This window comes from Streptomyces sp. NPDC048349 (assembly GCF_040651925.1).
Classification (GTDB): Bacteria; Actinomycetota; Actinomycetes; order Streptomycetales; family Streptomycetaceae; genus Streptomyces.
Genome location: NZ_JBEZLA010000045.1, coordinates 26,593 through 52,054, shown reverse-complemented (window position 1 = coordinate 52,054; position 25,462 = coordinate 26,593). Strand labels below are relative to the sequence as shown.

General features: G+C 73.5%; 19 protein-coding genes. 7 read left to right on the top strand and 12 right to left on the bottom strand.

Annotated features, from left to right (window positions below; genetic code table 11):
• The first annotated feature begins 89 nt into the window (after positions 1-89).
• On the top strand, positions 90-935 hold the full coding sequence (locus AB0D44_RS23565; RefSeq protein ID WP_362594368.1) for an alpha/beta hydrolase: 846 nt from the start codon (positions 90-92) through the stop codon (positions 933-935).
• Here the strand turns inward: AB0D44_RS23565 and AB0D44_RS23560 are convergent.
• The 4 genes from AB0D44_RS23560 to AB0D44_RS23545 all read right to left on the bottom strand — a co-directional run bounded on the left by AB0D44_RS23560 (position 920) and on the right by AB0D44_RS23545 (position 3,405).
• Entirely contained in the window at positions 920-1,339 is a 420-nt protein-coding gene (locus AB0D44_RS23560; RefSeq protein WP_362594344.1) for a CBS domain-containing protein, read from the bottom strand. The genes AB0D44_RS23565 and AB0D44_RS23560 overlap by 16 nt on opposite strands.
• Before the next feature lie 174 nt (positions 1,340-1,513).
• Positions 1,514-2,239 carry a DUF305 domain-containing protein gene (locus AB0D44_RS23555; RefSeq protein ID WP_362594342.1) on the bottom strand — a complete coding sequence of 242 codons (726 nt, stop codon included), beginning with the start codon at positions 2,237-2,239 and terminating at the stop codon, positions 1,514-1,516.
• Positions 2,236-2,928: a DUF3105 domain-containing protein gene (locus AB0D44_RS23550; protein WP_362594340.1), complete on the bottom strand. Its 693-nt coding sequence runs from the start codon at positions 2,926-2,928 to the stop codon at positions 2,236-2,238. The genes AB0D44_RS23555 and AB0D44_RS23550 overlap by 4 nt, the downstream gene beginning before the upstream one ends.
• Positions 2,929-2,982: 54 nt before the next feature.
• Positions 2,983-3,405, bottom strand: coding sequence for a hypothetical protein (locus AB0D44_RS23545; RefSeq protein ID WP_362594338.1), 423 nt, complete (start codon positions 3,403-3,405; stop codon positions 2,983-2,985).
• A 174-nt stretch (positions 3,406-3,579) separates the two neighbouring features.
• Between AB0D44_RS23545 and AB0D44_RS23540 the strand changes: the two genes are divergently transcribed.
• Positions 3,580-4,941 (top strand): glutamine synthetase family protein, encoded by a 1,362-nt coding sequence (locus AB0D44_RS23540; protein ID WP_362594336.1) that lies wholly within the window; start codon positions 3,580-3,582, stop codon positions 4,939-4,941.
• Between the two features lie 268 nt (positions 4,942-5,209).
• Complete coding sequence (locus AB0D44_RS23535; RefSeq protein ID WP_362594334.1) at positions 5,210-5,719, top strand: hypothetical protein; 510 nt, start codon at positions 5,210-5,212, stop codon at positions 5,717-5,719.
• 75 nt (positions 5,720-5,794) lie between these two features.
• On the opposite strand, the gene AB0D44_RS23530 is transcribed toward AB0D44_RS23535, so the two are convergent.
• On the bottom strand, positions 5,795-7,300 hold the full coding sequence (locus AB0D44_RS23530; protein ID WP_362594332.1) for an MFS transporter: 1,506 nt from the start codon (positions 7,298-7,300) through the stop codon (positions 5,795-5,797).
• A 151-nt stretch (positions 7,301-7,451) separates the two neighbouring features.
• On the opposite strand from AB0D44_RS23530, the gene AB0D44_RS23525 reads away from it, so the two are divergent.
• Positions 7,452-8,273, top strand: coding sequence for a helix-turn-helix transcriptional regulator (locus AB0D44_RS23525; protein ID WP_362594366.1), 822 nt, complete (start codon positions 7,452-7,454; stop codon positions 8,271-8,273).
• A gap of 38 nt (positions 8,274-8,311) precedes the next feature.
• On the opposite strand, the gene AB0D44_RS23520 is transcribed toward AB0D44_RS23525, so the two are convergent.
• Positions 8,312-10,366 carry a PIG-L family deacetylase gene (locus AB0D44_RS23520; RefSeq protein ID WP_362594330.1) on the bottom strand — a complete coding sequence of 685 codons (2,055 nt, stop codon included), beginning with the start codon at positions 10,364-10,366 and terminating at the stop codon, positions 8,312-8,314.
• A 292-nt stretch (positions 10,367-10,658) separates the two neighbouring features.
• Positions 10,659-13,487 carry a PIG-L family deacetylase gene (locus AB0D44_RS23515; protein WP_362594329.1) on the bottom strand — a complete coding sequence of 943 codons (2,829 nt, stop codon included), beginning with the start codon at positions 13,485-13,487 and terminating at the stop codon, positions 10,659-10,661.
• A 208-nt stretch (positions 13,488-13,695) separates the two neighbouring features.
• On the opposite strand from AB0D44_RS23515, the gene AB0D44_RS23510 reads away from it, so the two are divergent.
• The gene (locus tag AB0D44_RS23510) at positions 13,696-16,683 is read left to right on the top strand and encodes a bifunctional [glutamine synthetase] adenylyltransferase/[glutamine synthetase]-adenylyl-L-tyrosine phosphorylase (protein WP_362594327.1); all 2,988 of its coding nucleotides are present in this window, start codon (positions 13,696-13,698) and stop codon (positions 16,681-16,683) included.
• A 69-nt stretch (positions 16,684-16,752) separates the two neighbouring features.
• On the opposite strand, the gene AB0D44_RS23505 is transcribed toward AB0D44_RS23510, so the two are convergent.
• Together AB0D44_RS23505 and AB0D44_RS23500 are read right to left on the bottom strand one after the other, a co-directional pair.
• The gene (locus tag AB0D44_RS23505; protein WP_362594325.1) at positions 16,753-17,877 is read right to left on the bottom strand and encodes a hypothetical protein; all 1,125 of its coding nucleotides are present in this window, start codon (positions 17,875-17,877) and stop codon (positions 16,753-16,755) included.
• The gene (locus tag AB0D44_RS23500; RefSeq protein ID WP_362594323.1) at positions 17,874-18,407 is read right to left on the bottom strand and encodes a SigE family RNA polymerase sigma factor; all 534 of its coding nucleotides are present in this window, start codon (positions 18,405-18,407) and stop codon (positions 17,874-17,876) included. The genes AB0D44_RS23505 and AB0D44_RS23500 overlap by 4 nt, the downstream gene beginning before the upstream one ends.
• A gap of 272 nt (positions 18,408-18,679) precedes the next feature.
• On the opposite strand from AB0D44_RS23500, the gene AB0D44_RS23495 reads away from it, so the two are divergent.
• Entirely contained in the window at positions 18,680-20,254 is a 1,575-nt protein-coding gene (locus AB0D44_RS23495; protein ID WP_362594321.1) for an amidohydrolase, read from the top strand.
• A gap of 70 nt (positions 20,255-20,324) precedes the next feature.
• On the opposite strand, the gene AB0D44_RS23490 is transcribed toward AB0D44_RS23495, so the two are convergent.
• From AB0D44_RS23490 to AB0D44_RS23480, 3 genes are all read right to left on the bottom strand, one after another.
• Positions 20,325-21,209 carry a phosphatase PAP2 family protein gene (locus tag AB0D44_RS23490; RefSeq protein ID WP_362594319.1) on the bottom strand — a complete coding sequence of 295 codons (885 nt, stop codon included), beginning with the start codon at positions 21,207-21,209 and terminating at the stop codon, positions 20,325-20,327.
• A gap of 74 nt (positions 21,210-21,283) precedes the next feature.
• On the bottom strand, positions 21,284-22,324 hold the full coding sequence (locus tag AB0D44_RS23485) for a LacI family DNA-binding transcriptional regulator (RefSeq protein ID WP_362594317.1): 1,041 nt from the start codon (positions 22,322-22,324) through the stop codon (positions 21,284-21,286).
• Positions 22,325-22,350: 26 nt separating this feature from the next.
• Positions 22,351-23,961, bottom strand: a complete 1,611-nt coding sequence (locus AB0D44_RS23480) for a glycoside hydrolase family 13 protein (RefSeq protein ID WP_362594315.1) — start codon at positions 23,959-23,961, stop codon at positions 22,351-22,353.
• A 222-nt stretch (positions 23,962-24,183) separates the two neighbouring features.
• Between AB0D44_RS23480 and AB0D44_RS23475 the strand changes: the two genes are divergently transcribed.
• Positions 24,184-25,458, top strand: a complete 1,275-nt coding sequence (locus AB0D44_RS23475) for an extracellular solute-binding protein (RefSeq protein ID WP_362594313.1) — start codon at positions 24,184-24,186, stop codon at positions 25,456-25,458.
• Positions 25,459-25,462: the final 4 nt, after the last annotated feature.

Genomic DNA, 25,462 nt, shown 5'->3' with positions numbered 1-25,462 from the left:
ACGCGCCGTACACGGGCCTGCCGTACGGGGACGCGCCGCACGGGGGCGTGCCGTTCGGGGATGCCTCGCACGGGACCGGCGTCGGACGGATCGTGCGGGTCGACGGGGTCCCGCTGCACGTCGTCGCCGAGGGCTGCGGCCCGGTGGCCGTGCTCAGCGCCGGTCTCGCCATGGCCTGGTTCGACTGGGACGCGGTCGCCGGGCTGCTGGTGGCCCGGGGCCGCACCGTCGTCCGCTTCGACCGCCCCGGGCACGGCCTCAGCGGACCGGCCACCGCTCCGGTGACCGCCGTCGGGGAGGCCCGCCGGATCGCGGGTCTGCTGGACGCCCTGCGTCTGACGGGCCCGGCCACCGTCGTCGGGCACTCGATCGCCGGTTTCCACGCCGAGGCCTTCGCCCGCCTGTACCCCGAGCGCACCGCCGCCCTGGTCCTCGTCGACTCCAGCGTGGAGGAGGCCCCCCGGCCGGTCCTGCCCGCCGCCCTGCGCACCGCCGCGGCCCGCGCGCTCGGCCGGGCGGTGACCGCCGCAGGGCTGCCCGCCGCGCTGGGACCCGCGGTCCGCCGGATGACCGTACGGGCCTCGCGGACCGGCGGGGGCGACCCGGCCGAGCGGGACCTCGTACGCCGCTGCTACCGCACCGCCCGCGTCTGGCGCGGGGCCCTGCTGGAGAACGCGGGCTACCCGGACGCGGCCGCCGAGGTCCTGGCGCTGCGCGCGACGCACGCGCTGGCCGCGCCGGCCACCGTCCTCGCGGGCCACGACGGCTCCGGGAGCCGCGGCGCCCTGCGCTGGCTGGCCCGGCAGGCGGACCTCGCCGACCGGCTCGGGGCCCGCTTCGAGGTCGCCGAGCCCGCCGGCCACCTGGTCATGCTGGACCGCCCGGACCAGGTGGCCCGGGCGGTCCGGCACGCGGCGGATCAGGACCGCGCGTAGACCTTCTCCGCCCAGCCGGCGAGCTGGTCGTCCGTGAGGTGCTTGGCCAGATCGGCCTCGCTGATCATGCCGACGAGCTTCTTGTTCCGGATCACCGGGAGCCGCTTGATCTGGTGGCTCTGCATCTCCTCGAGCACTTCGGAGACGTCCGCACCCGCGTCGATCCAGCGCGGCGTGCCCTGCGCCATGTCACCGGCCGTCACCTTCGCCGGGTTGTGTCCCTTGGCCACACAGCCGACCACGATGTCGCGGTCGGTCAGGATGCCGCAGAGCCGTTCCGTCTTGTCGCTGATGGGCAGCGCACCCACATTGAGGCGGGCCATCAGCTGAGCCGCCCGGTCCAGGGTCTCGGTGGCGGGGATCCACTGGGCCCCTGCGTGCATGATCTCTCCGGCGGTGGTCATCGCATCAACCTCCTGAGCGCCGTGGTGCGGCGGACGCGGACGCGCCCGCCTCGGCGGCCCCCGGCCGGTACGGAAGGGCCGCAGCGCAAAGGCTGCAGCGGAGGCGTGCGACGAGGGCAGTGCACGCCCGTACGGCTGGGAGGCGCCCTCCCCCCACCGTACGGGCGTGCCCCGTCACCCGCGCGGCGCAGCCCCGCGCCGCCCCAGCATGTCCGCCATCAGGGTGAGCTCGGAGCGCTGCGCGTCGACCATGCCCTGGGCCAGCTCACGCTCGACCGGGGTCGCGCACTGGCGCGCGCAGCCCTCGGCCATCGCGACGCCGCCCTGGTGGTGGTCGGTCATCAGCTGGAGGTAGAGCACCTCGGCGTCCCGGCCGGATGCCGCCTCGAGCCGGGCGAGCTCCTCCTTGGTGGCCATGCCGGGCATCAGGGCGCCGGGCTTTGCGGCGTGCCCGGGGCCGTGGCCGGTGGCGCCGCCGTGCCCGCCGTCGCCGCCGTGGCCGGTGTGCCCGCTGCCGGCCTCCGGGGCCGTCCCCATCCAGGACATGGGCGGCTCGCCCGCCACCACCTTCGGCAGCCCCCACAGGTCCAGCCAGCCGAGCAGCATCCCCCGCTGGTTGGCCTGGGTGTTGGCGATGTCGTAGGCGAGGCTGCGCACCGCCTCGTCCTGCGTGCGGTCCCGCACGATGAACGACATCTCCACCGCCTGCTGGTGGTGCACCGCCATGTCCCGGGCGAAGCCGGCGTCGGGGGAGTGCAGTCCCGGCGTCCGGGGCACGGCCGCGGGCGGGGCCGCCGATCCGCCGTTCGCGGCGGCGACCGTGGCCGCCGCCGCGAACAGCAGCGCCAGCAGCACGGCCGTGCCCGCCACCCAGTACGTACGGGGGATCGCGCCGCTCACTTGGCCGTCAGCCCGTTCGTGCAGGCCGCGCCCGGCTCCGGGGTCTGCTCGCCCTGCACGTACTTGGTGAAGAACTGCTTGACCCGGGGGTCGTCCGCGCTGTCCACCGTCAGCTGCTTGCCCCACGCGCTCAGCATGATCGAGCCGGTCTGCTCCTTGACCGGGCTCATCAGCGTGTAGGGCGTCTTGCCGACGGTCGCGGCGAGCTTGTCCACGTCGGCCGGGGCGGCCTTCTCGTTGTACGTCACCCAGACCGCGCCGTGCTCCAGCGAGTGGACGGCGTTCACCTCGGGCAGCGGGGTCTTGTAGACGTCGCCGTTGCAGTTCATCCAGCGGGGGTGGTGGTCACCGCCGACCGGCGGGTTCATCTCGTACTTCACCGGCGTCTCGACGTGGTTGCGGCCGAGCTTCTTCGCGTCCCAGAGCTGCTCGCCCTCGACCGGCTTCTTGCGGATCTCCTCGGCCTCCTTGCGGAGCTGCTCCGCGGCCTCCTGCTTGCGCTGCTCGGTCTGCTTCTGGTCGATCAGCACCCAGGCGCCGAAGCCGACGAGACCGACGACGACGGCCGACGAGACCGTGATCGCGATTGCCTTGTTGCGCCGCTCCCGGGCCTTCTCGGCCCGGCGCATCTCGGCTATGCGCGCCTGGCGGGAGTGCGGGTCTGGGGTGTGTGCGGACTTGCTGGCCATGGTGCCCTGGTTCCTTCTGCTGGAGGGGGGTGGGTGGACGCGAAACCGGACCCGTCAGGTCCGCAGCACCTGGAGGGCATGCAGGTCAGGGGCGCGCGCGAGCGCGAGGGGAGCCCGGATCCGGCCCGGGCCGCCGGCCGCGGCGACGGGCGGCGGATCGCCGCCGGCCACGGTCACGGCGGGCGGCGGCACGGGCAGCAGCCCCGGCATCCCGTGCGCCAGGGCCGAGCAGCCGGGCAGGTCGTACGGGGACACGCAGACGACGTGCGTCGCCGGTCCGTGCCCCTGGACGTGCCCCTGCAGGTGTCGTGGGACCTGCGCCTGGACGCCGGCACGGGCCGGGGGTTCACCGGGCGGCGCGCAGAAGAGCAGCGCCCCGGCGAGTCCCGCGGCGAGCACGCCGAAGGCCGTCAGGACGGCGCGCAGAAGGCCGGGGCGTGCGTGACGCCCCCCTCGCGTGTACTGCCGGCCCCCCATGGGCGCAGATGGTAATGCGCATGACGAGTCCATGGTCAGAGCGGGGGTGCCACGACCTTTGCGGGGTGCGTAATGTGGCGGAAACCACCGCTGGCGATACTGGTCCGCCCCCAGCTGTGCGCCGGGCCCCCTCGGTGGTGGTGCACAGGCCGTCTGAACTGCGAGGATGAAGGCATGGACAAGCAGCAGGAATTCGTCCTCCGGACGCTTGAGGAGCGCGACATCCGCTTCGTGCGCCTGTGGTTCACCGACGTACTGGGCTTCCTCAAGTCCGTCGCGGTCGCCCCCGCGGAGCTGGAGCAGGCCTTCGACGAGGGCATCGGCTTCGACGGCTCCGCGATCGAGGGCTTCGCGCGGGTCTACGAGTCCGACATGATCGCCAAGCCGGACCCGAGCACCTTCCAGATACTGCCGTGGCGCGCCGAGGCCCCCGGGACCGCCCGGATGTTCTGCGACATCCTGATGCCGGACGGCTCGCCGTCCTTCGCGGACCCGCGCTACGTCCTCAAGCGCATCCTGGCCAAGACCTCGGACCTGGGCTTCACCTTCTACACCCACCCCGAGATCGAGTTCTTCCTGCTGAAGGACAAGCCGCTGGACGGCACCCGCCCGGTGCCGGCCGACAACTCCGGCTACTTCGACCACACTCCGCAGAACGTGGGCATGGACTTCCGCCGCCAGGCGATCACCATGCTCGAATCGATGGGCATCTCGGTCGAGTTCAGCCACCACGAGGGCGCCCCGGGCCAGCAGGAGATCGACCTCCGCTACGCCGACGCCCTCTCCACGGCCGACAACATCATGACCTTCCGCCTGGTCATGAAGCAGGTCGCCCTCGAACAGGGCGTCCAGGCCACCTTCATGCCGAAGCCCTTCTCGGAGTACCCGGGTTCCGGCATGCACACCCACCTGTCCCTCTTCGAGGGCGACCGCAACGCCTTCTACGAGTCGGGTGCCGAGTACCAGCTCTCGAAGGTCGGCCGCTCCTTCATCGCGGGCCTCCTCAAGCACGCCGCCGAGACGGCGGCCGTCACCAACCAGTGGGTCAACTCCTACAAGCGCATCTGGGGCGGCTCCTCCCGCACGGCCGGCTCGGGCGGCGAGGCCCCCTCCTACATCTGCTGGGGCCACAACAACCGCTCGGCCCTGATCCGCGTCCCGATGTACAAGCCGGGCAAGACCGGCTCCGCGCGCGTCGAGGTCCGCTCGATCGACTCCGGCGCCAACCCCTACCTCACGTACGCCGTCCTGCTGGCCGCCGGCCTGAAGGGCATCGAGGAGGGCTACGAACTCCCGGCCGGAGCCGACGACGACGTCTGGGCCCTCTCCGACGCCGAACGCCGCGCCATGGGCATCGAACCCCTCCCGCAGAACCTGGGCGAGGCCATCTCCCTGATGGAACGCAGCGAACTGGTCGCCGAAACCCTCGGCGAGCACGTCTTCGACTTCTTCCTGCGCAACAAGAAGCAGGAGTGGGAGGAGTACCGCAGCGAGGTCACGGCCTTCGAACTGCGCAAGAACCTCCCCGTCCTGTAACCGCAGGCCAGGCCTTTCGCAGGATGCAGGACACGCCGGGCCGTCGGTCGCCGACCGTCGGCCCGGCGCCGCCTTGCGCCCCCGGGCCGTGCGGGGGCTGTGCGGGGGCCGCAGGTCTGCTCCCGGTCCGGGTTGGTCCGATCGGTCGGATCTGCCGGTGGGTCGTGCCGGGACGCCCGGGGCGGCCGCGGAGCCGAGGTTATGAATGACATCGCATGACGGTTTTGTCATCTGACCATCCGTGAGCACCAACCTCGGGAGCCCCACGATGCGCCCCATCAGAGCAGCCTGTCTCGGCTCGGCCACTGCGCTGGCCACCCTGCTCGCCTGCGTCCCCGTCGCGACCGCCGCCGCGACGGACAGCGGTTCCGCCCACGACAAGGGCAAGAGCCGGGTCATCACCCTCACAGGCCGGCTCGCGCAGCAGTCGCGGTTCCCGGTCAACCCGGGCGGCGTCCCCGCCCAGGGCGATCGGACCGTCTTCCGCTCGGTCCTCTTCGACAAGAACGGCGCGGAGGTCGGCGAGACCGGCGGCACCTGCACCACCACCCGGGTCGAAAACGGCGGAGCGGAGGCCTGCGTCGTGACCTACACCCTCCCGGGCGGCCAGATCACCGTGCAGGGCATGGTCTTCGGCCATCTCGTCCCGGGACCTCCCCCTTCGTTCGACAACGCGATCACCGGCGGAACCGGGGAGTTCGACCGGGCCCGTGGCTCGATCCACGCCGACACGATCGGCACGGGCACGAGGCGCTTCACGATCGACCTGGAGTACTGACCGGCCCCCGTCCGCTGAATCGCCCTGCGGGCCCCCGGTCGGTGACCGGCGGCCCGCAGCGGCGTGCGGCGGCTGTCACGGGGCCGTGACGCGGCCGCGCCGATCGGCGCCCGAGCGGCCTGCGCCGCGGCGCAGGCCCGCCGCCACCAGCACGGCCGTCGCGAGCACGATCACCGCGTCCACGGCGAGGACCGTGCGCACCCCGTCGAAGAGCGCGGCCTGGGTGGTGGCCAGCACGCCGAGCAGCGGGATGCCGATGGTGAGGCCGACCTGCTGGGTGGTGGTGACCAGGCCGGTCGCCAGCCCCTGCTGCGCGTCGGGCACGCCGCTCGTCACCACCAGCCCGTACGAGATGATCGCGCCGAGGTGGCACATGCTGGCCAGCGATACGGCGACGGTCGCCAGCACGGCGCCCGCGTCCGGGCCCGCCCCGAGCAGCGCGGCGGTGAGCACGCCCTGGCCGGCCAGCGAGGCGACCAGCGTGCGGCGGGCGCCGAAGCGGCCGATGACCCTCGGGGCGTACGAACCGGCCAGCACGGAGGCCGCGCCCTGGATGCCGAACACCAGCCCCGTACGGAAGGACGACAGCCCCAGCGTCTCCTGGAGGTAGAGCGTCAGCACGAAGACGACCGTCGACATCATCGAGAACGTCACCAGGCCGCCCGCATTGCCCCAGGCGACCGTACGCCGCCCCAGCATCGGCAGGGAGACCAGCGGAGCGGGGGACTTCGACTCCACCACCACGAACGCGACGAGCAGGGCGAGTCCGACGACGAGCGTGCCCCACACGTCCACGCCGCCGAAGCCGCGCTCGGCCGCCGTCGACAGGGCGTAGATCACCGCGAGCAGACCGCCGGTCACCGTCACGGCGCCCGGCACGTCCAGCCGCGGCCGCTCGGGCGTCCGCGACTCCGGCAGCAGCCCCGGCGCGAGGAGCAGCACGACCGCTGCGGCGACCGTGAGCAGGCCCATCGTGGAACGCCAGCCCAGGGTGTCGGTCATGACACCGCCGAGCAGCATGCCGACGGTGAAGCCCAGGGAGAGCAGGGTTCCGGAGATGCCGAGCGCCTTGTCGCGCAACGGGCCCTCCGGGAAGGTCGTGGTCAGCAGGGACATCCCGGTCGGCACGATGACCGCCGCGCCCAGGCCCTGCAGGGCCCGCCCCGTGAGGAAGGACGCCGGATCCCAGGCGAGGGTGGCGAGCAGCGAGGCCGCGCCGAAGACCGCGAGGCCGGCCAGGAACAGCTTCTTGCGCCCGAAGAGGTCGGCGATCCGGCCGAAGAGGAGCAGGAAGCCGCCGGAGGGCAGCGCGAACGCGGTGACCGCCCACTGGAGCGCGGACCGGCTCAGCCCCAGGTCCGCGCCGAGCACCGGCAGGGCCACGTTGAGTACGGAGAAGTCGAGCGCCACCATGAACTGGGCGGCGCACAGGACGAAGAGGACCAGTCGGGCCCGGCCGGACAGGCGGGCGGGGCCGGCGGCCGGGGACGGCGCGGGCCGTGCGGAAGCCGCCGGAGCCGCGGGGGTCGGGCGAGCCGCCGTGTGCGGCCCGGGGGGTGTCGTGCGTGTGTTGATCGCCATGGCCACCACCCTCGCGGCCCGGGAATGCCCGTGCAGAGTGGGAACTTATCCTGGTGGCGACACCACCAGGCGTCACCGGGCAGCCGAACAGGGGGACTTCGTGGCCACACCGTCCGACGAGCACCGCCGGGCCGAACTGCGCGAGTTCCTGATGAGCCGGCGGGCCCGGGTCACGCCGGCCGAGGCCGGTCTGCCCGACGGCGGGGCCCGCCGCCGCACCCCGGGCCTGCGCCGCGAAGAGGTCGCGGTGCTCGCCGGAGTCGGGGCCTCCTGGTACCAGTGGCTGGAACAGGGCCGGGACATCACGGTGTCCTCGCAGGTACTGGACTCCGTGGCCCGGGTGCTGAAGCTCAGCAGCGCCGAACTGAGGCACCTGTACGTCCTCGCCGGGCTCAACCCGCCCGCCCCCGAGGTCGCCCCCGCCGACCGGAACATGTGCCAGGGCCTGAGGCGGCTGATCGACGCCTGGATGCCGTTCCCCGCGCACATCCTGGACCCGTACTGGAACACGGTGATGTACAACGACGCGGCCGCGCTGGTCTTCGGCATGCGCCCGGAGATCGTGCAGAACTGCCTGATCGCCTTCTTCACCGACCCCATCTACCGCGCCCGCTCCCCCCAGTGGGAGGACGTCGCCTGCCAGGTGGTGGCCCAGTTCCGGGCGGCCTGCTCGGACCGCCCGCACGACGAGGGCTTCCGGGCCGTGGTCGAGGAGGCGCGCGAGCTCAGCCCGGAGTTCGCCGAGCTGTGGGAGCGGCGGGACGTCGAGCCCGGCGGCCAGCTCCAGAAGCAGATGGACCATCCGGTCGTCGGCAGGCTGTACGTGGAGTCCACCCAGCTGCGCGTCCCGGCCCGCCCCGACCTGGCGATCGTGCTCCACACCCCGCTGCCCGGCACCGAGACGGCACAGAAGCTGGAGTGGCTGACCTCGCCGGAGGGCCGGCGGGGGTCGATGTACCCCGTCGCCGGCTAGCGTCCCGGCCGCCCCCGGGACTCTCGGACCGGGGCGGATCAGCGCACCGCGCGGCGCCACGTGGGCCGGCCGGGGGCCGGGGCCGTCGTGGTGGTGTGCAGCTGCGCGTCCAGGCCCACGACCGCCATCGTCGAGCCCGCCGCTTCGGCCACGGCCGCCGGGGCGCCCGCGTAGAGCATCCCGGACTCCGTCCAGGCGGGCGGGCCGCCCAGGCCGGTCGTGCCGACGGTGCCGCTGTCCGCGCGGCCCGAGATGTGGCGGCCCGCGACGCCGACCGCGCCGTAACCGGCCCGGCCGCCCGCCTCGGAGACGCTGGAGACCTGGGGTCTGCCCGGGACCGCCGTCACCAGGGCGGAGCGGACGACCCCGGAGTCCGGCCGGCGGAAGTACAGCCGGACGCCCGCGCCGTCCGGGGCCGCCGAGAGCGGGACCGTCGTGGCGGGCAGGCCCGTGGGCTGCGGCCCGGCCAGGGGGGCGCCCGGGGCGGCCTGGGTCCAGGCCAGGACGGACTTCGTGGTGGTGGCGTACACGTGGCGGCGCCCGGCGGAGTCGACCGCCGTCACCGGATCGCTCTGCAGGTCCTCCCCGCCCAGGCGCCGCCAGGGGGAGAAGCCGCCGTCCGGCTGCTGGACGGTGGCGCGCAGGGTGCGTCGCGCGTCGCGCAGGAAGACGGTGAGGCGGCCGTCCGCGTCCACGGCCGCGGCGGGAGCGCTGATCGACGAGGTGCCGTCCTCGTCGGCCCGCTCGGGCGTGCCGAGCGACTGCCACGGGCCGAACAGCGCGTCGGGCGCGGACTGGACGGCGTACACGACCTCGCGCCGGTAGTCCTCGGGTCGCGCGCCGAACACGGTGCGGGTGGCGAGGACCGCGATCCGCCCGTCCGGGAAGCGGGCGGTGGTCGCCCCCGGGTCGATGCCCGTGCCCGGCAGGAGGGACGGGCCCGCCCAGTCGCCGGCGGGGGTCCGCGTCCAGTACGCGGTCTGCCCGTCCAGCGTGGCGAACGCCCAGAGCCGGCCGGGTGTGCCCTCGACCAGCCAGGAGGTGTGGTCGGCGCGGGTGTAGCGCAGCGACTGGGCCCAGTTGCGGCCCGTCGGGTTGCCCGCGACCTTGCGGTCCCCGCAGCCGGAGGGGGAGCCGCAGTAGTCCTTGCGGTCCTGCCAGGCGTAGGTCCGCAGGTAGCCGGTCTTCGTCTCGGCCGTCTGCGGGTCCAGCGCGTGCGGGAGGGTGCTGTTGTGGTAGCCGAGGTAGCTCTGGACCGTGAAGTGCGGGCGGTCCGTGTGCTGGGCGGCGTAGGCGGCGGTGGCGGCCTGCACGAACCGCGCCCCGTACATGTGGTCCTGGTGGTCGGTGTACCGGCCGGTCTCCCCGTACCGGCCCGGCGTCGGGTCCTGCATCCGTATCGTCGTGGGCTTGTACCGCGCCAGGACCCCGGCTATCGCCTGTATCAGCTGGTCCTTCGTGTACGCGAACTGCTGCTTGACCGGGGTGCCGGAGGTCAGCTGGGCGCCCAGGGCGGGTATCCGCCCGTTCCACAGGCCGCGCAGGCTGTCCGGGTTGTCCGCGCCGGTGCTGCGGGCCTCGCGCAGCTGGAACCACACCAGGTTCACCTGCGGCTTCGCCATGAGGACGTCGAGCTCGGCCTGGCCGCCGCCCGCGGTGGGTATGACGGTGCGCTTCCACGCGCTGGTCCGGTCCCCGGTGGCCATCTGCGCGTAGGCGGAGCGGATGCCGTTCTGCCGGGCCTCCGCGTAGTGGGTGCGGTCGGCGGGCTGCTCGGGGTCCCGGATGCTCGCGCCGCGCGCCTCGTTGCGGCCGTCGGCCTCGCCGGAGGTGAGGTAGGCGGTGGTGACGGGGACCCCGGACAGCAGTGAGCGGCTGAGGTCGGGGTTCATGAAGAACAGGTCGTCGTCGGGGTGCGCGACGACCTGGACGACCGATCCGGCCGTGACGCTCGCGGGCAGGAGGGCGGCGGCGCTCTTCTCCTGGGTGGCCTCGGCCGACGTCTGCTGGCCGGAGGCGACGGCGAGCACGCCGGTGGTGCCGGCGGTGAGGACACCGAGCAGGGCCGCGAAGCGGCGGCGGGTCATGGGCATCGGGCACGCCTAGGGTTCGATCGTCCGGGCGGGAAAACCGCTGAGCAGTCAGAGAGAGGCCATTACGGGGAACTTGGTTCACCGATTTCGGCGATGACTCCGGCTGCGCGGAAATGACCGGACGTGATTGTGCCCTGTGGAGATTTTGATCCGGATATGTGCCCGAGATGTGGACGCCGTTCGTCCGCACGCTGGATCAACCGACGTACCGGTGTGGGGCGTTGCGGGGTGAATGTAGTGCTTTATGAGATCTGGGGCTTATGTCCGCTTGGTCGCGGGCGGGCGCAGCGCGCTAGGGCCCCGCGTTGCGCGGGCCCACCGGCTGCCACGGCGCCAGGTACGCGTCCGGGGCGTCCGCCGACGAGGTCACGTACAGCCGCGCGTCGAGCCCCACCACGGCCAGGCTGACCAGGTTCTTTCCGGTCATCGTCGAGGACGGTGCGCCGACGAACATCAGCGGCGAGCGCCCCCACGGCCGGCCCCGGCCGACCTCCGAGCCCAGCTGTCCGCCGGCCGCCCGGCCCGCCAGCACGTGCCCGCTCGCCGTCACCGAGCCGAAGCCCTTCAGGCCGCCGAGGTCCGTGAGATTGTTCACCTTCAGCCCGCCGTCACCCGTCATGAGGGCGGTACGGACGTTGCCGGAGCCCGGCTTGCGGAACCACAGCCGCACCCCGCCCTCGCGGCCCTCCGCGGTGAGCGGGAGCGTGGTCTCCGGCAGGCCGGTTTCGGTGACCGGGCCCAGTGCGGCGCCCGGCTTCGGCTGCACCCAGCCGACCACCGTCTTCGAGGTCGCCGAGAACACCATGCGGCGGCCGGCGCCGTCGGTCGCGGTCGCCGGGGTGCCGTGCAGGTCGGAGCCGCCGTACTTCTCCCAGGGGCTCCAGCCGCCGTCCGCCTGCTGCACCCTGCCGCGCAGGGTGTACGCGCCGTCGCGGACGTACACCGCCAGCTGCCCGGTGCCGTCGACCGAGACGGCCGGGGCGCTGATGTCGGAGGTCCAGTTCTCGTCGGCGGTCTCGGGGGTGCCCAGTGACTGCCACGTGCCGAACTCCTCGGAGCCGGGGGCCTTCTGGACCGCGTAGACGATCTCGCGCGTGTAGTCCGCGGGCTTCGTGCCGAAGGAGGTGCGGGTGCCGAAGGCGGCTATCCGGCCGTCTCCGAGGGTGACGGTGGACACACCCGGGTCCATGCCGGTGCCGGGCAGCAGCGTCGGGCCGCTCCAGCGGCCGATCAGGCCCGGCCGGTGCCAGAGGGCGACCTGGCCGTCGAGCACCTTGAAGGCCCACAGCCCGTGCTCCCTGTCGGAGGTCAGCCAGGAGGTGCTGGTGCCGCGGGCGTAGTTGATGGAGTCCGACCAGCGGTTGCCGCCCGGGTGGTCGGCGACCTTGAGGTCGCCGCAGCCGGCGTCGCTGCCGCAGTGGTTCTGCTGGTCGAGCCAGGCGTAGGTGTCCAGGATGTCCAGCTTCTCCTTGGCCTCGTCCGGGTCCAGGGCGCTGGGCAGGGAGCCGTTGAAGTAGCCGAGGTAGTTCTGCAGCGCGAAGTGGGGGCGGTCCTTGACGTCCTTCGCGTATGCGGCGGTGGCCAGCTGCACGAAGCGGGCGCCGTAGAAGTGGTCCTGGTGGTCGGTGTACCGCTTGGTGTCGGGGTACCGGCCGGGGGTCGGGTCCTGGGAGCGGACGGTGGTCGGCTTGTACTGCTCCAGGATGCCGACGAGGGTCTGGACGACCTGGTCCTTCGTGTACGTGAACCTCTGCTTGACCGGGGTCCCGGAGGCCAGCATCGACTCCAGGCGGGGCACCCTGCCGTCCCACAGGCCGTGCAGGCTCTCGGGGACGTCGGCGTAGACGTAGCCGGCCTCGCGCATCTGCAGCCAGACCAGGTTGACCTGGGGCTTGGCGACGAGGATGTCGACCTCGGCGTGGCCGCCGCCCTTGGTCGGGACGACGGTGCGCTTCCAGGCGCTGCCGCGGTCGCCGGTGGCCATCTTGGCGTAGGCGGCGCGGATGCCGTTCTGGCGGGCCTCGGCGTAGGCGGGCTTGTTGGGCGCGGTGGTGGCCTGCTTGGCGGAGCCGGCGTTGATGCCGTCGGCTTCACCGGACGTCAGGTAGACCGAGGTCACGGGGAGGCCGGCGGATATGGAATACCGCAGGTCCGGGTTCATGAAGTAGAGGTCGTCGTCGGGGTGCGCGATGATCTGGAGCACCCGGCCCGGGTCGGGCGCGGCCGCGGGGGCCGCGGGGGCGGTGGCCTTGCTGTCGGGCGTCACGGGGGCGGCCAGGCGGTCGAGGGCCTCGTTGCCCCGGAGCAGGAGCATGCTGCCGGCGGCGGTGGCCGCGCAGAAGGCGACGACCTTGACGAACCCGGCCCACCGGTGGCCCTTCGCCTCCCGCCCGGTGGACGACCCGACGGCGACGGGGCCCGCGGCCTGGCGGCGTGCGCGTCTGCCGTACGCCTCCGGCGAGGTGGGCGAGTCGGGGGTGGCCGGGGTCCCGGTCCGTCGGCGTCTGCCGTCCGCCGGTGCGGTCGTGGGCGGGTGGGGGGTGGCGGGGTGCGCGGCCCGGCTGCGGCCGCGGCTGCCGTACGCTTCCGGCGCGGTGGGCGAGCCGGCGGCGGCCGTCCCGCGGGCGGGTGTCCCGGCCGGGGGCGATCCGGCCCGGCGGCGGCCGCGCTTGGTGTCCGGCGGGGCGGAGGTCTTCGCGCGCTTGCCGCGGCCGCCGGTGCGGTCGGCCTCGCGGGCCTCGCGGTCGGCCTTGCGGCCGCCGGACCGGGGCGCCGGCACCGTGGCTTCGGCGGGGCGGGCGGGCTGCCGACCCGCCGTCGGCGGGGCCTCGGTCAGGTGGTCGGCGTGCCAGGCTGCGGCGGGCGGGGTCGGCCGGGCGTCGGCCGGGTGGTGGCCGGGGTGCCAGGCCACCGCGGGCGGGGTCTCGGCCGGGGGGCCGGGCTGCCAGGCTGTGGCGGGCGGGGTCGGCCGGGCGTCGGCCGGGTGGCCGGGGTGCCAGGGTGCCGTCGGCTGGGCCTGGGTCGGGTGGCCGGGGTGCCAGGCTCCCGCGGGCGGGAACGGTCCGGGTATCGGCTCCGGTTCCGGCCAGGCGGAGCCGGAGTAGGGGCGTCCGTCGGACATGGGGCTCCTCGCGGCCGGTAGGCGGGGAGTGAGCCCCATCACGCCATAAGTCTTCGGATAATCCGATAATCCCCTTCATGGTACGTGCCGATGGGTCGAACACCTGCTCCGCCCGGTGCCGTGGCCCGCTGAACTTCCCGGTCACAGCGCTAGGCTCACCCGGAGGCACGCCAGGGCAGCGGCAGCGACAACCGCGGGAGGCGGCGGGATGACAGTCCCGGGACGCAGGAGCAGCACCTTCATCCGGCTGCTCCGCAGCGGGTTCACCGACCCCTCGGCCGCGGCCCGGCTGCTCGACACCGACGCGCTGGCCTCCGTACGCGCCGATCCGGTGCTCCTCGACGCCCTCGGAGCCACCGCCGACCCCGACCTCGCCCTCCTCGGACTCGTCCGGCTCGCCGAGGCGCAGCCGCCCGAGGAGCTGTCCCGGCTCCTCGACACCCTGGTCAGCGCCAAGCCGCTGCGCGACCGCCTCCTCGGCGTGCTCGGCGCCTCCGAGGCCCTCGGCGACCACCTCGCCCGCCACCCCCGCGACTGGCACGCCCTCGTCACCTACGAGGCCGCCGACCTGCACCCCGGGCTCCCGGAGTTCGAGCGCGGCCTCGCCGACGCCCACGACCCGGTGGCCCTGCGCGTCGCCTACCGCCGCTGCCTGCTCTCGATCGCCGCCCGCGACGTCTGCGGCACCATAGACGTCGCCCAGACCGCCGCCGAGCTCGCCGACCTCGCCACCGCCACCCTCCGCGCGGCCCTGCGCATCGCCAGCGCAGCCGCCCCCGAGGACGCCGCGCAGTGCCGCCTCGCCGTCATCGCGATGGGCAAGTGCGGCGGCAACGAGCTCAACTACGTCTCCGACGTCGACGTCATCTTCGTCGGCGAGGCCTCCCCGGGAACCGACGAGGGCAAGGGCATCCAGGCCGCCACCCGGCTGGCCTCCCACCTCATGCGGATCTGCTCGGAGACCACCGTCGAAGGCACCATCTGGCCCGTCGACGCCAACCTCCGCCCCGAGGGCAGGAACGGTCCGCTCGTGCGGACCCTGTCCTCCCACCTCGCCTACTACCAGCGCTGGGCCAAGACCTGGGAGTTCCAGGCCCTCCTCAAGGCGCGCGCCGTCGCCGGGGACCCCGACCTCGGCGCGCAGTACATCCAGGCCATAAGCCCGCTGGTCTGGCAGGCCGCCGAGCGCGAGAACTTCGTCGCCGACGTCCAGAAGATGCGCCGCCGCGTCGTCGACAACATCCCGGCCGCCCACGTCGACCGCGAACTCAAGCTCGGCCCCGGCGGCCTGCGCGACGTCGAGTTCGCCGTCCAGCTGCTCCAGCTCGTCCACGGCCGCAGCGACCACACCCTGCACTCCGGCACCACCCTCGACGCCCTGCACTCCCTCGCCGCCGGCGGCTACGTCGGCCGCGCCGACGCCGCCCAGCTGCACGACGCGTACCGCTTCCTGCGCACCATGGAGCACCGCATCCAGCTCTACCGGCTGCGCCGCACCCACCTCGTCCCCGAGGACGAGCACGACCTGCGGCGCCTGGGCCGCTCCATGGGCCTGCGCACCGAACCCGTCGCCGAACTCACCAAGGCCTGGCGCCGCCACGCCTCCGTCGTGCGCCGCCTGCACGAGAAGCTCTTCTACCGGCCGCTCCTCGACGCCGTCGCCCAGCTCGCCCCCGGCGAGACCCGGCTCTCCCCGCGCGCCGCCGGCCAGCGCCTCGAAGCCCTCGGCTACGCCGACCCGGCCGCGGCCCTGCGCCACCTGGAGGCCCTCGCCTCCGGCGTCACCCGCAAGGCCGCCATCCAGCGCACCCTGCTGCCGGTCATGCTCGGCTGGTTCGCCGACTCCGCCGACCCGGACGCCGGACTGCTGGGCTTCCGCAAGGTCTCCGACGCCCTCGGCAAGACCCCCTGGTACCTGCGGCTGCTGCGCGACGAGGGGGCCGCCGCCGAGAACCTCGCCCGCGTCCTGTCCGCCGGCCGCCTCGCCCCCGACCTGCTGATGCGCGCCCCCGAGGCCGTCGCCCTGCTCGGTGACCCCGAAGGCCTCCAGCCCCGCACCCACGAGGCGCTGGAACAGGAGGTCCTCGCCGCCGTCGGCCGCGCCGAGAACCCCGAAGCCGCCGTCGCCGCCGCCCGCGGGGTCCGCCGCCGCGAGCTCTTCCGCACCACCGCGGCCGACATCATCCGCTCGTACGGTACGGAGGACAGCCCGGCCGAAGAGGACCACGGGGCCCTCGTCGACCGGGTCGGCGGAGCCGTCTCCGACCTGACCGCCGCCACCGTCGCCGGCGCCCTGCGCGCCGCCGTCGGCTCCCAGTGGGGCGACACCCTGCCCACCCGCTTCGCCGTCATCGGCGTCGGCCGCTTCGGCGGCCACGAGCTCGGCTACGGCTCCGACGCCGACGTCCTGTTCGTCCACGAACCCCGCGAGGGCGTCGACGAACAGGAGGCCGCGAAGGCCGCGCAGGCCGTCGTCGCCGAAATGCGCCGCCTGCTCCAACTGCCCACCGCCGACCCGCCGCTGCTCATCGACGCCGACCTGCGCCCCGAAGGCCGCTCCGGCCCGCTCGTGCGCACCCTGGCCTCCTACGCCGCGTACTACCGGCGCTGGGCCCTGACCTGGGAGAGCCAGGCCCTGCTGCGCGCCGAACCGGTCGCGGGCGACACCGACCTGGGCCGGCGCTTCATCGACCTGATCGACCCGCTGCGCTACCCGATGGAGGGCCTCGGCGAGGACGCCGTACGGGAGATCCGCCGGCTCAAGGCCAGGATGGAATCGGAGCGGATGCCGCGCGGCGCCGACCCGACCCTGCACACGAAACTCGGCCGCGGCGGCCTCAGCGACGTCGAGTGGACCGTCCAGCTGATCCAGATGCAGCACGCCTGGGCCGAGCCGGGCCTGCGCACGACCCGCACCCGCGAAGCCCTGGCCGCCGCGCACGCGGCCGGGCTGATCCCGACCGAGGAGGCGCAGGTCCTGGACGAGGCCTGGGTCCTGGCCACCCGGGTCCGCAACGCGGTGATGCTGGTCCGCGGCCGCGCCGGGGACACCTTCCCCTCCGAAGCCCGCGAACTGGGGGCAGTGGGCCGCTACCTCGGCTACGCGGAGGGCACGGTCGGCGAGATGCTGGACGACTACCGCCGCATCACGCGCCGGGCCCGCGCGGTCGTGGACGAGCTGTTCTACGGGGCGTAGCCACGCAGGACAGGACCTCGCCGCCGACCCCTGTGCGGCGGCGAGGTCCTTGTTCGCGGGGCCCAGGGCCTACGGGATGGGCTTGTCGTAGTACTTGTCCTGGTCGGAGTCGTAGACCTGGGTGCCCTGGGCGTCGTAGCCCCTGATCCGCGGGGCCTGGGTGACGGCCCGTTCCAGGATGCCGGTGGCGGCGAACCAGCCGTGGTCGAGGGCGGCTTCGGCGGTGGCGCCGCCGTAGCTGACGGTGACCCGGGCGACGCGGGGGTCGTCCACGGTACCGATGCTGCCCCAGCGGTAGGGCAGCTTCCAGGGGCCCTCGGAGCGCAGCCGCTGCAGGTAGAGCTTGCCCGCGTTGATGTCGGGTACGAGGGCGCCCCGCGTGGGGTCCTCGTGTGCGCCGACGGAGGTGTTCAGGCCGCTCGCCTCGCCGTCCTTGACGTGGCAGATGATCCGGGTGGGCTGCGGGGTCTCCTTGACGGCGACGATGTAGCGGCCGTCGCCCGGGCTGTTGTCGTTGCCGGTGCTGCGGTGCGCGAGCAGGATCCGGTAGTCGGCGGCCCTGCCCAGGGACGCCCGCTGCGCCCCGGTCCCGGTGGCGGTACCGCCGCCGCCGGGGCGCTGCCGGTCGAATTCCAGGCACTGCTCGAGCCCGGCGGCCGCGTCCTTCAGGGTGATGCCGTCGGCGAGCTGTCCGGGGGTGGCGGGAGCGGCCGGTCCGGCGGGCGGTTCGGGCGACTGCGGCGCCGAGCTCGCCGTCGGACCGCCGCCCGACACGGACACCTGGTCCGCCCGCCCGTCGCCGCCCCCGCCGCTGCCGCTGCCGGTGAAGGCGAGGGCCGTGGCCGGTACGACGGTCAGCGCGACCAGGGCCGCCCCCGCCACGGCGAGCCGCCGCCGCCGCTCCGCACGCCCCTGCCGGACGATCGCCGGATACGGCACGGCGGCGGGCCGCACGGAGGCGGCGTCCCGGGCCATCCATTCCCGCAGGCTGAGCTCGAACGCCCCGTGACCGCCCAGCCCGTCGTGACCGCGCTGGCCGTCGGGACTGCCCTGGCCGTCGTAACCGCCCAGCCCGCCCCGACCGCCCAGCCCATCCCGACCGCCCGGCCCGTCGTAACCGCCCAGCCCGTCCCGACTGCCCAGCCCGTCCTGACCTCCGCGTCCGTCCCGCTCGCCGTCGCTTCGCCCGTTCACCGGAACGCCCCCTGTTGCGTCTCGTTCGTCGTCGTGATCCGGCCCAGCCCGGGCCAGGCGCGCAGTTTCGCCAGGGCCTTGGACGCCTGGCTCTTGACCGTGCCGGGGGAGCACCCCAGGACGTCGGCGGTCTCGGCTTCGGAGAGGTCCTCCCAGTACCGCATCACCACGACCGCGCGCTGCCGGGCGGGCAGTTGGGCCAACGCCGCCATCAGCACGTTGCGCTCGTCGGCCCAGGCCACGGCGTTGTCGCGCACCGAGGTGTCCGGCACGCGGTCCGTCAGCCGTTCGGCGACGCGTCGCTTGCGGAACCGGTCGCTGTTGCAGGTGACCAGCATCCGGCGCACGTACGCCTCCGGACTGTCCATGCGCGACACGCGCCGCCACGACCGGTACGCCTTGGCGAGCGCACTCTGCGTCACGTCCTCCGCGTCGTGCGGATCGCCGGTCAGCAGATACGCGGTCCGCACCAGATGGCTCCAGCGTGCGGCCACGAACGCCTGGAACTGAGCTTCTTGCTCGGCCTGCATCGGCACCCCCTTCGCCTCCTTGACCACCAACCGATCGGATTCGGTTGCCCGGCGCCGGAACAATTCCGCGATCCCGTCGCCCGTACGACCGGCAGGGAGGACCGACGTCACGGCCCCGGCGAACCGGCAGGATGGGGTGCGGGTTCACGCGGCCGTACCCCGCAGACACGGCACAGTGGCCCGGGGCCCCCGCCCCCGCCGCGCCGCTGAGCCCGCCGCGCCGCTGAACCCGCCACGACCGCTGAGCCCGCCCGTCCCGAAGGAGCCGATCCGTGCCCGCTGCCGACACCGTCCTCACCGGAGCCCGCGTCCGCACCCTGGACCCGGGCCGGCCCGAGGCCCGGGCCGTCGCCGTGCGCGGCGGGCTGATCGTCGCCGTGGGCGGCGAGGGCGACGTACGGGACTGGCGCGGCCCCGGTACCGAGGTGGTCGACCTCGGGGGCGCCACCCTCACCCCCGGCCTCACCGACGCCCACAGTCACCCCGTCTGGGGCATCGAGATGGCCACCGGCACCGACCTGTCCGCCGTACGGGACCCGGACCAGCTGCGGGCCGCCCTGCGCAGCGCCGAGCGCACCCGGGGATGGGTCGTCGGCCACGGCCTCGACCACAACGCCTTCGGCGGACAGCCCGTCGACCGGGCCCTGATCGAGGACGCCCTGGACGGCGCCCCGGCCTTCCTGCGCCTCTACGACGGCCACTCGGCCCTGGCCAGCGGCGCGGCCCTGGCCGCCGCGGGCATCACCGGACCCCGCGTCTTCGCCCAGCGCTCCGCCGTCGTCTGCGACGCGGCCGGCCGCCCCACGGGCCACCTCCTCGAGCACGCCGCGATGGCCCTGGTCCCCAAGCCGGCCCCGGCCGAGCGCCGCGCCCGCCTCCTCGCCCTCCTCGACGCCATGGCCGCCACCGGGCTGACCGGCGCCCACGTCATGGATCTCGGCGACGGGGACGTACCGGCCCTCCTCGCGACCGTCGAGTACGAGGGCCACCTGCCCCTGCGGCTGCGCCTGGCCCCGTGGTGCATGCCCGGTGCGGACGAGGAGGAGCTCGCCGGGCTGGTCGAGCTCCAGCGCCTGGCCGGCCGCCACTGGCAGGTCGGCGGCGTGAAGTTCTTCATGGACGGCACCGTCGAAGGCGGTACCGCCTGGCTGGAGCACGCCGACTGCCACGGCCAGGGCACCGACGCCTTCTGGCCCGACCCCCGGGCCTACGCCCACGCGGTACGGGTCCTCGACGCGGCCGGGGTGCGCACCGCGACCCACGCCATCGGCGACGCGGCGGTCTGCCACGTCCTCGACACGGTCGCCGCGCTCGGCGGACAGGCCCGCATGCGGCACCGGATCGAGCACATCGAGACCCTGCCCGACGACCAGCTGAAGCGGTTCGCGGAACTCGGGGTGATCGCCTCGATGCAGCCGCCGCACACGGCCTACACCCGCGCCGACCACACCGACGAGTGGTCCAGGCGGCTGGGGGAGGACCGCGCCGGGCGCGCCTGGCGCTGCCGGGAGCTGCGGGACGCGGGAGCCGTCCTCGCGCTCGGCTCCGACTGGCCCATCGCGCACTACGACGCCCGCCGGGTACTGGTCACCGCCCGCAGCCCGCACGGCGCGGCAGCGGCGGGTCCCGCCCTGACCGGGCTGATGGCACTGGAGGGCATGACCTCGCACGCGGCCCTCGCGGCCGGGGAGGAGCAGCTGGGGGGCCGGATCGCGGCCGGCCTGCGGGCGGATCTGACGGCGTTGGCGCTCGACCCGGTCACGGCCGGGGTGGACGAGCTGGCCGAGACCCCGGTCCTCCTCACGATGTCCGGCGGGCGCATCACCCACCGGGCGGACGGGATCTGAACGGGATCTGGACGGGATCCCGCGGGATCCGGGAAGACAGCGGGTCCCCGGGGAGGAACCAGGCCGGAGGCTACCGCCGGAAACGGTTCAGCAGCGCGGCCGCCGGGTGCGGACCCAGGTGCTGGGGGTGGCGCGGCAGCCGGTGCGGGAGCGAGCCGAACCAGGCCCGCGAGGTGGTGTAGCCGAAGGCCAGGCAGAGCATGCCGCCCACGGCGTCGAGCCAGAAGTGGTTGGCGGTGGCCACGATCACGACGAGGGTCGCCGCCGGGTAGAGCAGGCCCAGGATCCGGGCCCAGGGGGCGGTGGCGACCGCGAAGATCGTCAGCCCGCACCAGAGCGACCACCCTATGTGCATGGACGGCATGGCGGCGTACTGGTTCGACATGTGCTTGAGGTTCCCGGAGGCCATGGAGCCCCAGGTGTGGTGGACCAGCACCGTGTCGACGAAGTCCTGCCCGTTCATCAGCCGGGGCGGCGCGAGCGGGTAGAGGTAGTAGCCGACCAGGGCGACGCCCGTGGTGGCGAAGAGGACGAGGCGGGTGGCGGCGTAACGCCCGGGATGGAAACGGTAGATCCACACCAGCACGCCGATGGTCACGATGAAGTGGAGTGTGGCGTAGTAGTAGTTCATGCCCACGATCAGCCACGTCACGGAGTTCACCGCGTGGTTGACCGTCTGTTCCACGGCGATGCCCAGCGTCCGCTCCGTGCTCCAGATCCAGTCGGCGTTCGCGAGGGCGGCCGCCTTCTGTTCGGGCACCGCGTTGCGGATCAGCGAGTAGGTCCAGTAGCTGACCGCGATGAGCAGGATCTCGAACCAGATCCGCGGACGGCGCGGGCTGCGCAACCGGGTCAGCAGGGTGCGCTCGGACCCCGTCCGGACCTCACTCTCGGTCACGGGGGGTGACGAGACGTCCGTCCGGGTTTCCAGTGTCTTCACGCTCGCTTCACCCATGGGGAGAGAGTCTGCCAGATACGATCTCGCCTCCGATCATCCCTCGGGACGGTCTTCGGCGCCTGCGCTCCGACCTACGGACGACTCCGGCCCCGAGCCTGCCCCGGGCCGGAGGCCGTGGAGCCCCGGACCACCAGTTCGGGCAGGAAGACGAACTCGCTGTGCGGGGCGGGCGTACCGCCGATCTCCTCCAGCAGGGTCCGCACGGCCGCCTGCCCCATGGCCTGGACCGGCTGCCGGATGGTGGTGAGCGGCGGATCGGTGAACGCTATGAGGGGGGAGTCGTCGAAGCCGACCACCGACACGTCCTGCGGCACCCGCAGCCCCTGCTGGCGGGCGGCCCGGATCGCGCCGAGCGCCATCATGTCGCTCGCGCACACCACCGCCGTGCAGCCCCGTGCGATCAGCGCGGCCGCGGCCGCCTGGCCGCCCTCGAGCGAGTACAGGGAGTGCTGGATGAGCTCCTCGGTCTCTGCCTCGTCGAGGCCGAGCCGTTCCTTCATCCCGATCCGGAAGCCCTCGATCTTGCGGAGCACCGGCACGAAGCGCTTGGGTCCGACGGCGAGCCCGATACGGGTGTGCCCGAGCGCCGTCAGGTGCGTGACCGCGAGCTGCATCGCCGCGCGGTCGTCGGGGGAGACGAAGGGGGCCTGCACCTTGTCGGAGAACCCGTTGATGAGGACGAACGGGACGCCCTGGCCGCGCAGTTGGTCGTAGCGGCCCGTGTCGGCGGTCGTGTCGGCGTGCAGGCCCGAGACGAAGATGATGCCGGAGACCCCGCGGTCGACGAGCATCTCGGTCAGTTCGTCCTCGGTGGACCCGCCGGGCGTCTGCGTGGCCAGCACGGGCGTGTAGCCCTGCCGGGTCAGCGCCTGGCCGATCACCTGGGCGAGCGCCGGGAAGATGGGGTTGTCCAGTTCGGGGGTTATCAGCCCGACGAGGCCCGCGCTGCGCTGGCGCAGCCGGACGGGCCGTTCGTAGCCGAGCACGTCGAGCGCGGCCAGGACGGATTCACGGGTGCCCGCGGCCACGCCGGGCTTGCCGTTGAGCACGCGGCTGACTGTGGCTTCGCTGACCCCCGCCTGGGCTGCGATGTCGGCTAGCCGTGCGGTCACGGGATTGGACTGTACCGGTCGCACGTTCAGATTGCCCACCACGTGCACGAGTCCGCCGGCATCAGCACGGTGCGGCCGTCCGTCTCCACGGGCGCGCTGGACAGGACGGGACGTCCCGGCGCGGGGAGTTCGACGGCGGACGGCCGGCTGTTGAGGGTGCAGGCGAAGCCGGGCCGGGTGAAGAGCAGCACGCCCTCGGGCGCGGGCAGCCAGGTCAGGGCTCCGGCGTCCGGGGAGCCGAGGCCGGGCAGGGCCCGGCGCAGTTCCAGGGCGGCGCGGTAGAGCTCGAGGGTGGAGTGCGGGTCGCCGGTCTGGGCGGCGACGCTCAGCGCGCCCCAGCCGGCGGGCTGCGGCAGCCAGGCGCCCGCCGGCCCGAAGCCGTACGGGGGCTCCGCGCCGGACCAGGGCAGCGGCACCCGGCAGCCGTCGCGCAGCCCGTCCTGTCCCGCGGTGCGCAGGAAGGCCGGGTCCTTGCGGACCTGGGCCGGGAGGTCGGCCACCTCCGGCAGGCCCAGCTCCTCGCCCTGGTAGACGTACGCCGACCCGGGCAGGGCCAGCATCAGCAGGGCGGCGGCCCGGGCGCGGTCCAGGCTGCCGTAGCGGGTCCGGTGGCGTACGACGTCGTGGTTGGACAGCACCCAGGTGGTGGGCGCCCCCACCGAGGCGGTGGCGGCCAGGGACTCGTCGATGACGGTCCGCAGGGCGAGGGCGTCCCAGGGGCAGTTGAGGAAGCGGAAGTTGAAGGCCTGGTGCAGTTCGTCGGGGCGGACGTACAGGGCGAGGCGTTCGGAGGTCGGCACCCAGGCCTCGGCGACCCCGATGCGGTGGCCCTCGTAGGAGTCGAGGAGCCGGCGCCAGGAGCGGTGGATCTCGTGGACCCCGTCCTGGTCGAAGAAGGGGAGCGGCTGCGTGCCGATGAGGGTGGCCTGGGCGCCGTGGCCGATGTCGGGCAGGCCGTCGGCCTTGACCATCCCGTGGGCGACGTCCACGCGGAAGCCGTCCACGCCCAGGTCCAGCCAGAAGCGCAGGACGGAGGCGAACTCGGCGGCGACCTCGGGATGCTCCCAGTCGAGGTCGGGCTGCTCGGGGGCGAAGAGGTGCAGGTACCAGGCGCCGTCCTCGACCCGGGTCCAGGCGGGGCCGCCGAAGACGGACTCCCAGTCGTTCGGCGGCTCGGCCCCGCCCGGTCCGCGGCCGGGGCGGAAGTGGTAGCGGGCCCGGGCCCGCGGGTCCCCGGCCCGGGCGGCCCGGAACCACGCGTGCTGGTCGGAGGTGTGGTTCGGCACCACGTCCACGATGATCCGCAGGCCCAGCGCGTGGGCGGCCCGCACCAGGTCGTCGGCGTCGGAGAGGTCTCCGAAGAGCGGGTCGACGGCCCGGTAGTCGGCCACGTCGTAGCCGCCGTCGGCCTGCGGGGAGACGTAGAAGGGGGTGAGCCACACGGCGTCGACCCCCAGGCGGGCCAGGTGGGGGAGCCGCTCGCGCACCCCGCGCAGGTCCCCGACGCCGTCTCCGTCACTGTCGGCGAAGGAGCGCACGTACACCTGGTAGATGACGGCATCACGCCACCAGCCCCCGCTCGTGGTGGCCTTGCTGGAAGCGCTTGCAAGCTCGACGGCCGTCACCTCTTGGGTCATATCGGGGTCAACGCTCGTGCACGCCCCCTGGTTGCGGGCCAGGACAGGGGAAGCTGACTCGAACCACCAGCAAGCTGCGGCAACCGTACGGACACACCGATGTAACGATCAGCCCCTCTTGCAGAAATTTGCCGCAAGCCCTTTCGGTCTTCTTTCAGCCTTGTTACGTTCCTCGCAACTCGGGACCGCGAGGGCGCGTCCGGGATCATCGAAGGAGTTCATATGCGGCGTGGCATAGCGGCCACCGCGCTGGTCGCGGCCCTGGCGCTCGCGGCGACGGCTTGCGGTGGTGACACCAAGGACGACAGCGGCGAGACGAAGGCCGGTGGCGAGCTGTCCGGCACCGTCACCTGGTGGGACACGTCCAACGACGCCGAGAAGGCCAGCTTCCAGAAGATCGCCGAGGCGTTCACCGCGAAGCACCCGAAGGTGACCGTCAAGTACGTCAACGTCCCGTACGGCGACGCGCAGAACAAGGTCAAGAACGCCTTCAGCAGCGGTTCCGACGCCCCCGACGTGATCCGCGCCGACGTCGGCTGGGTCGCCGACTTCGCCTCGCTGGGCTACCTCGACGAGGTCCCGGCCGAGACGGCGAAGAAGATCGACGCGGAGTTCCTCCCGCAGGCCGCGGCCAGCGGCAAGTACGAGGGCAAGACCTACGCGGTGCCGCAGGTCATCGACACCCTCGGCCTCTTCTACAACAAGAAGATGCTCGCCGACGCCGGGGTCCAGCCCCCCAAGACGCTCGAGGAGCTGAAGACGGCCGCCGCGGCCATCAAGGCCAAGACCGGCAAGGCCGGCCTCTACCTGCGCGGCGACGACTCCTACTGGTTCCTCCCGCTGATCTACGGCGAGGGCGGCGACCTGGTCGACGCGAAGAACAAGACGGTCACCGTCGACAACGCGGCGGGCGTCAAGGCGTTCAAGACCGCCCGCGACCTGGTCACCTCGGGCGCGGCGGTCACCAACGCCACCGACGGCTGGACCAACATGCAGACGGCCTTCAAGTCCGGCGAGGCCGCCATGATGATCAACGGCCCGTGGGCCGTCGCCGACACCTACGCCGGCGAGCAGTTCAAGGACAAGTCCAACCTCGGCGTCGCCGCCGTCCCGGCCGGCTCGGTCAAGGCGGGTGCCCCGCAGGGCGGCCACGACCTCGGCGTCTACGCCGGTTCCAAGAACCGCGACGCGGCCCACGCCTTCGTCGAGTACATGACCTCGCAGGAGGTCCAGGTGCAGTCGGCCAAGGAGCTGAGCCTGCTCCCCACCCGCACCGCCGCCTACGAGCAGCCGGACGTGAAGAGCAGCGAGATGGTGCAGTTCTTCAAGCCGGCCGTGGACAAGGCCGTCGAGCGCGCCTGGATCCCGGAGAACGGCTCCCTCTTCGAGCCGCTGAAGGTCGAATACACCAAGGCGATCACGGGGGCCTCGAGCCCGGAGGACGCGGCCAAGGCGGCCGGCGTCGAGTTCCGCAAGATCCTCAAGGGTTGGAAGTAGTAGA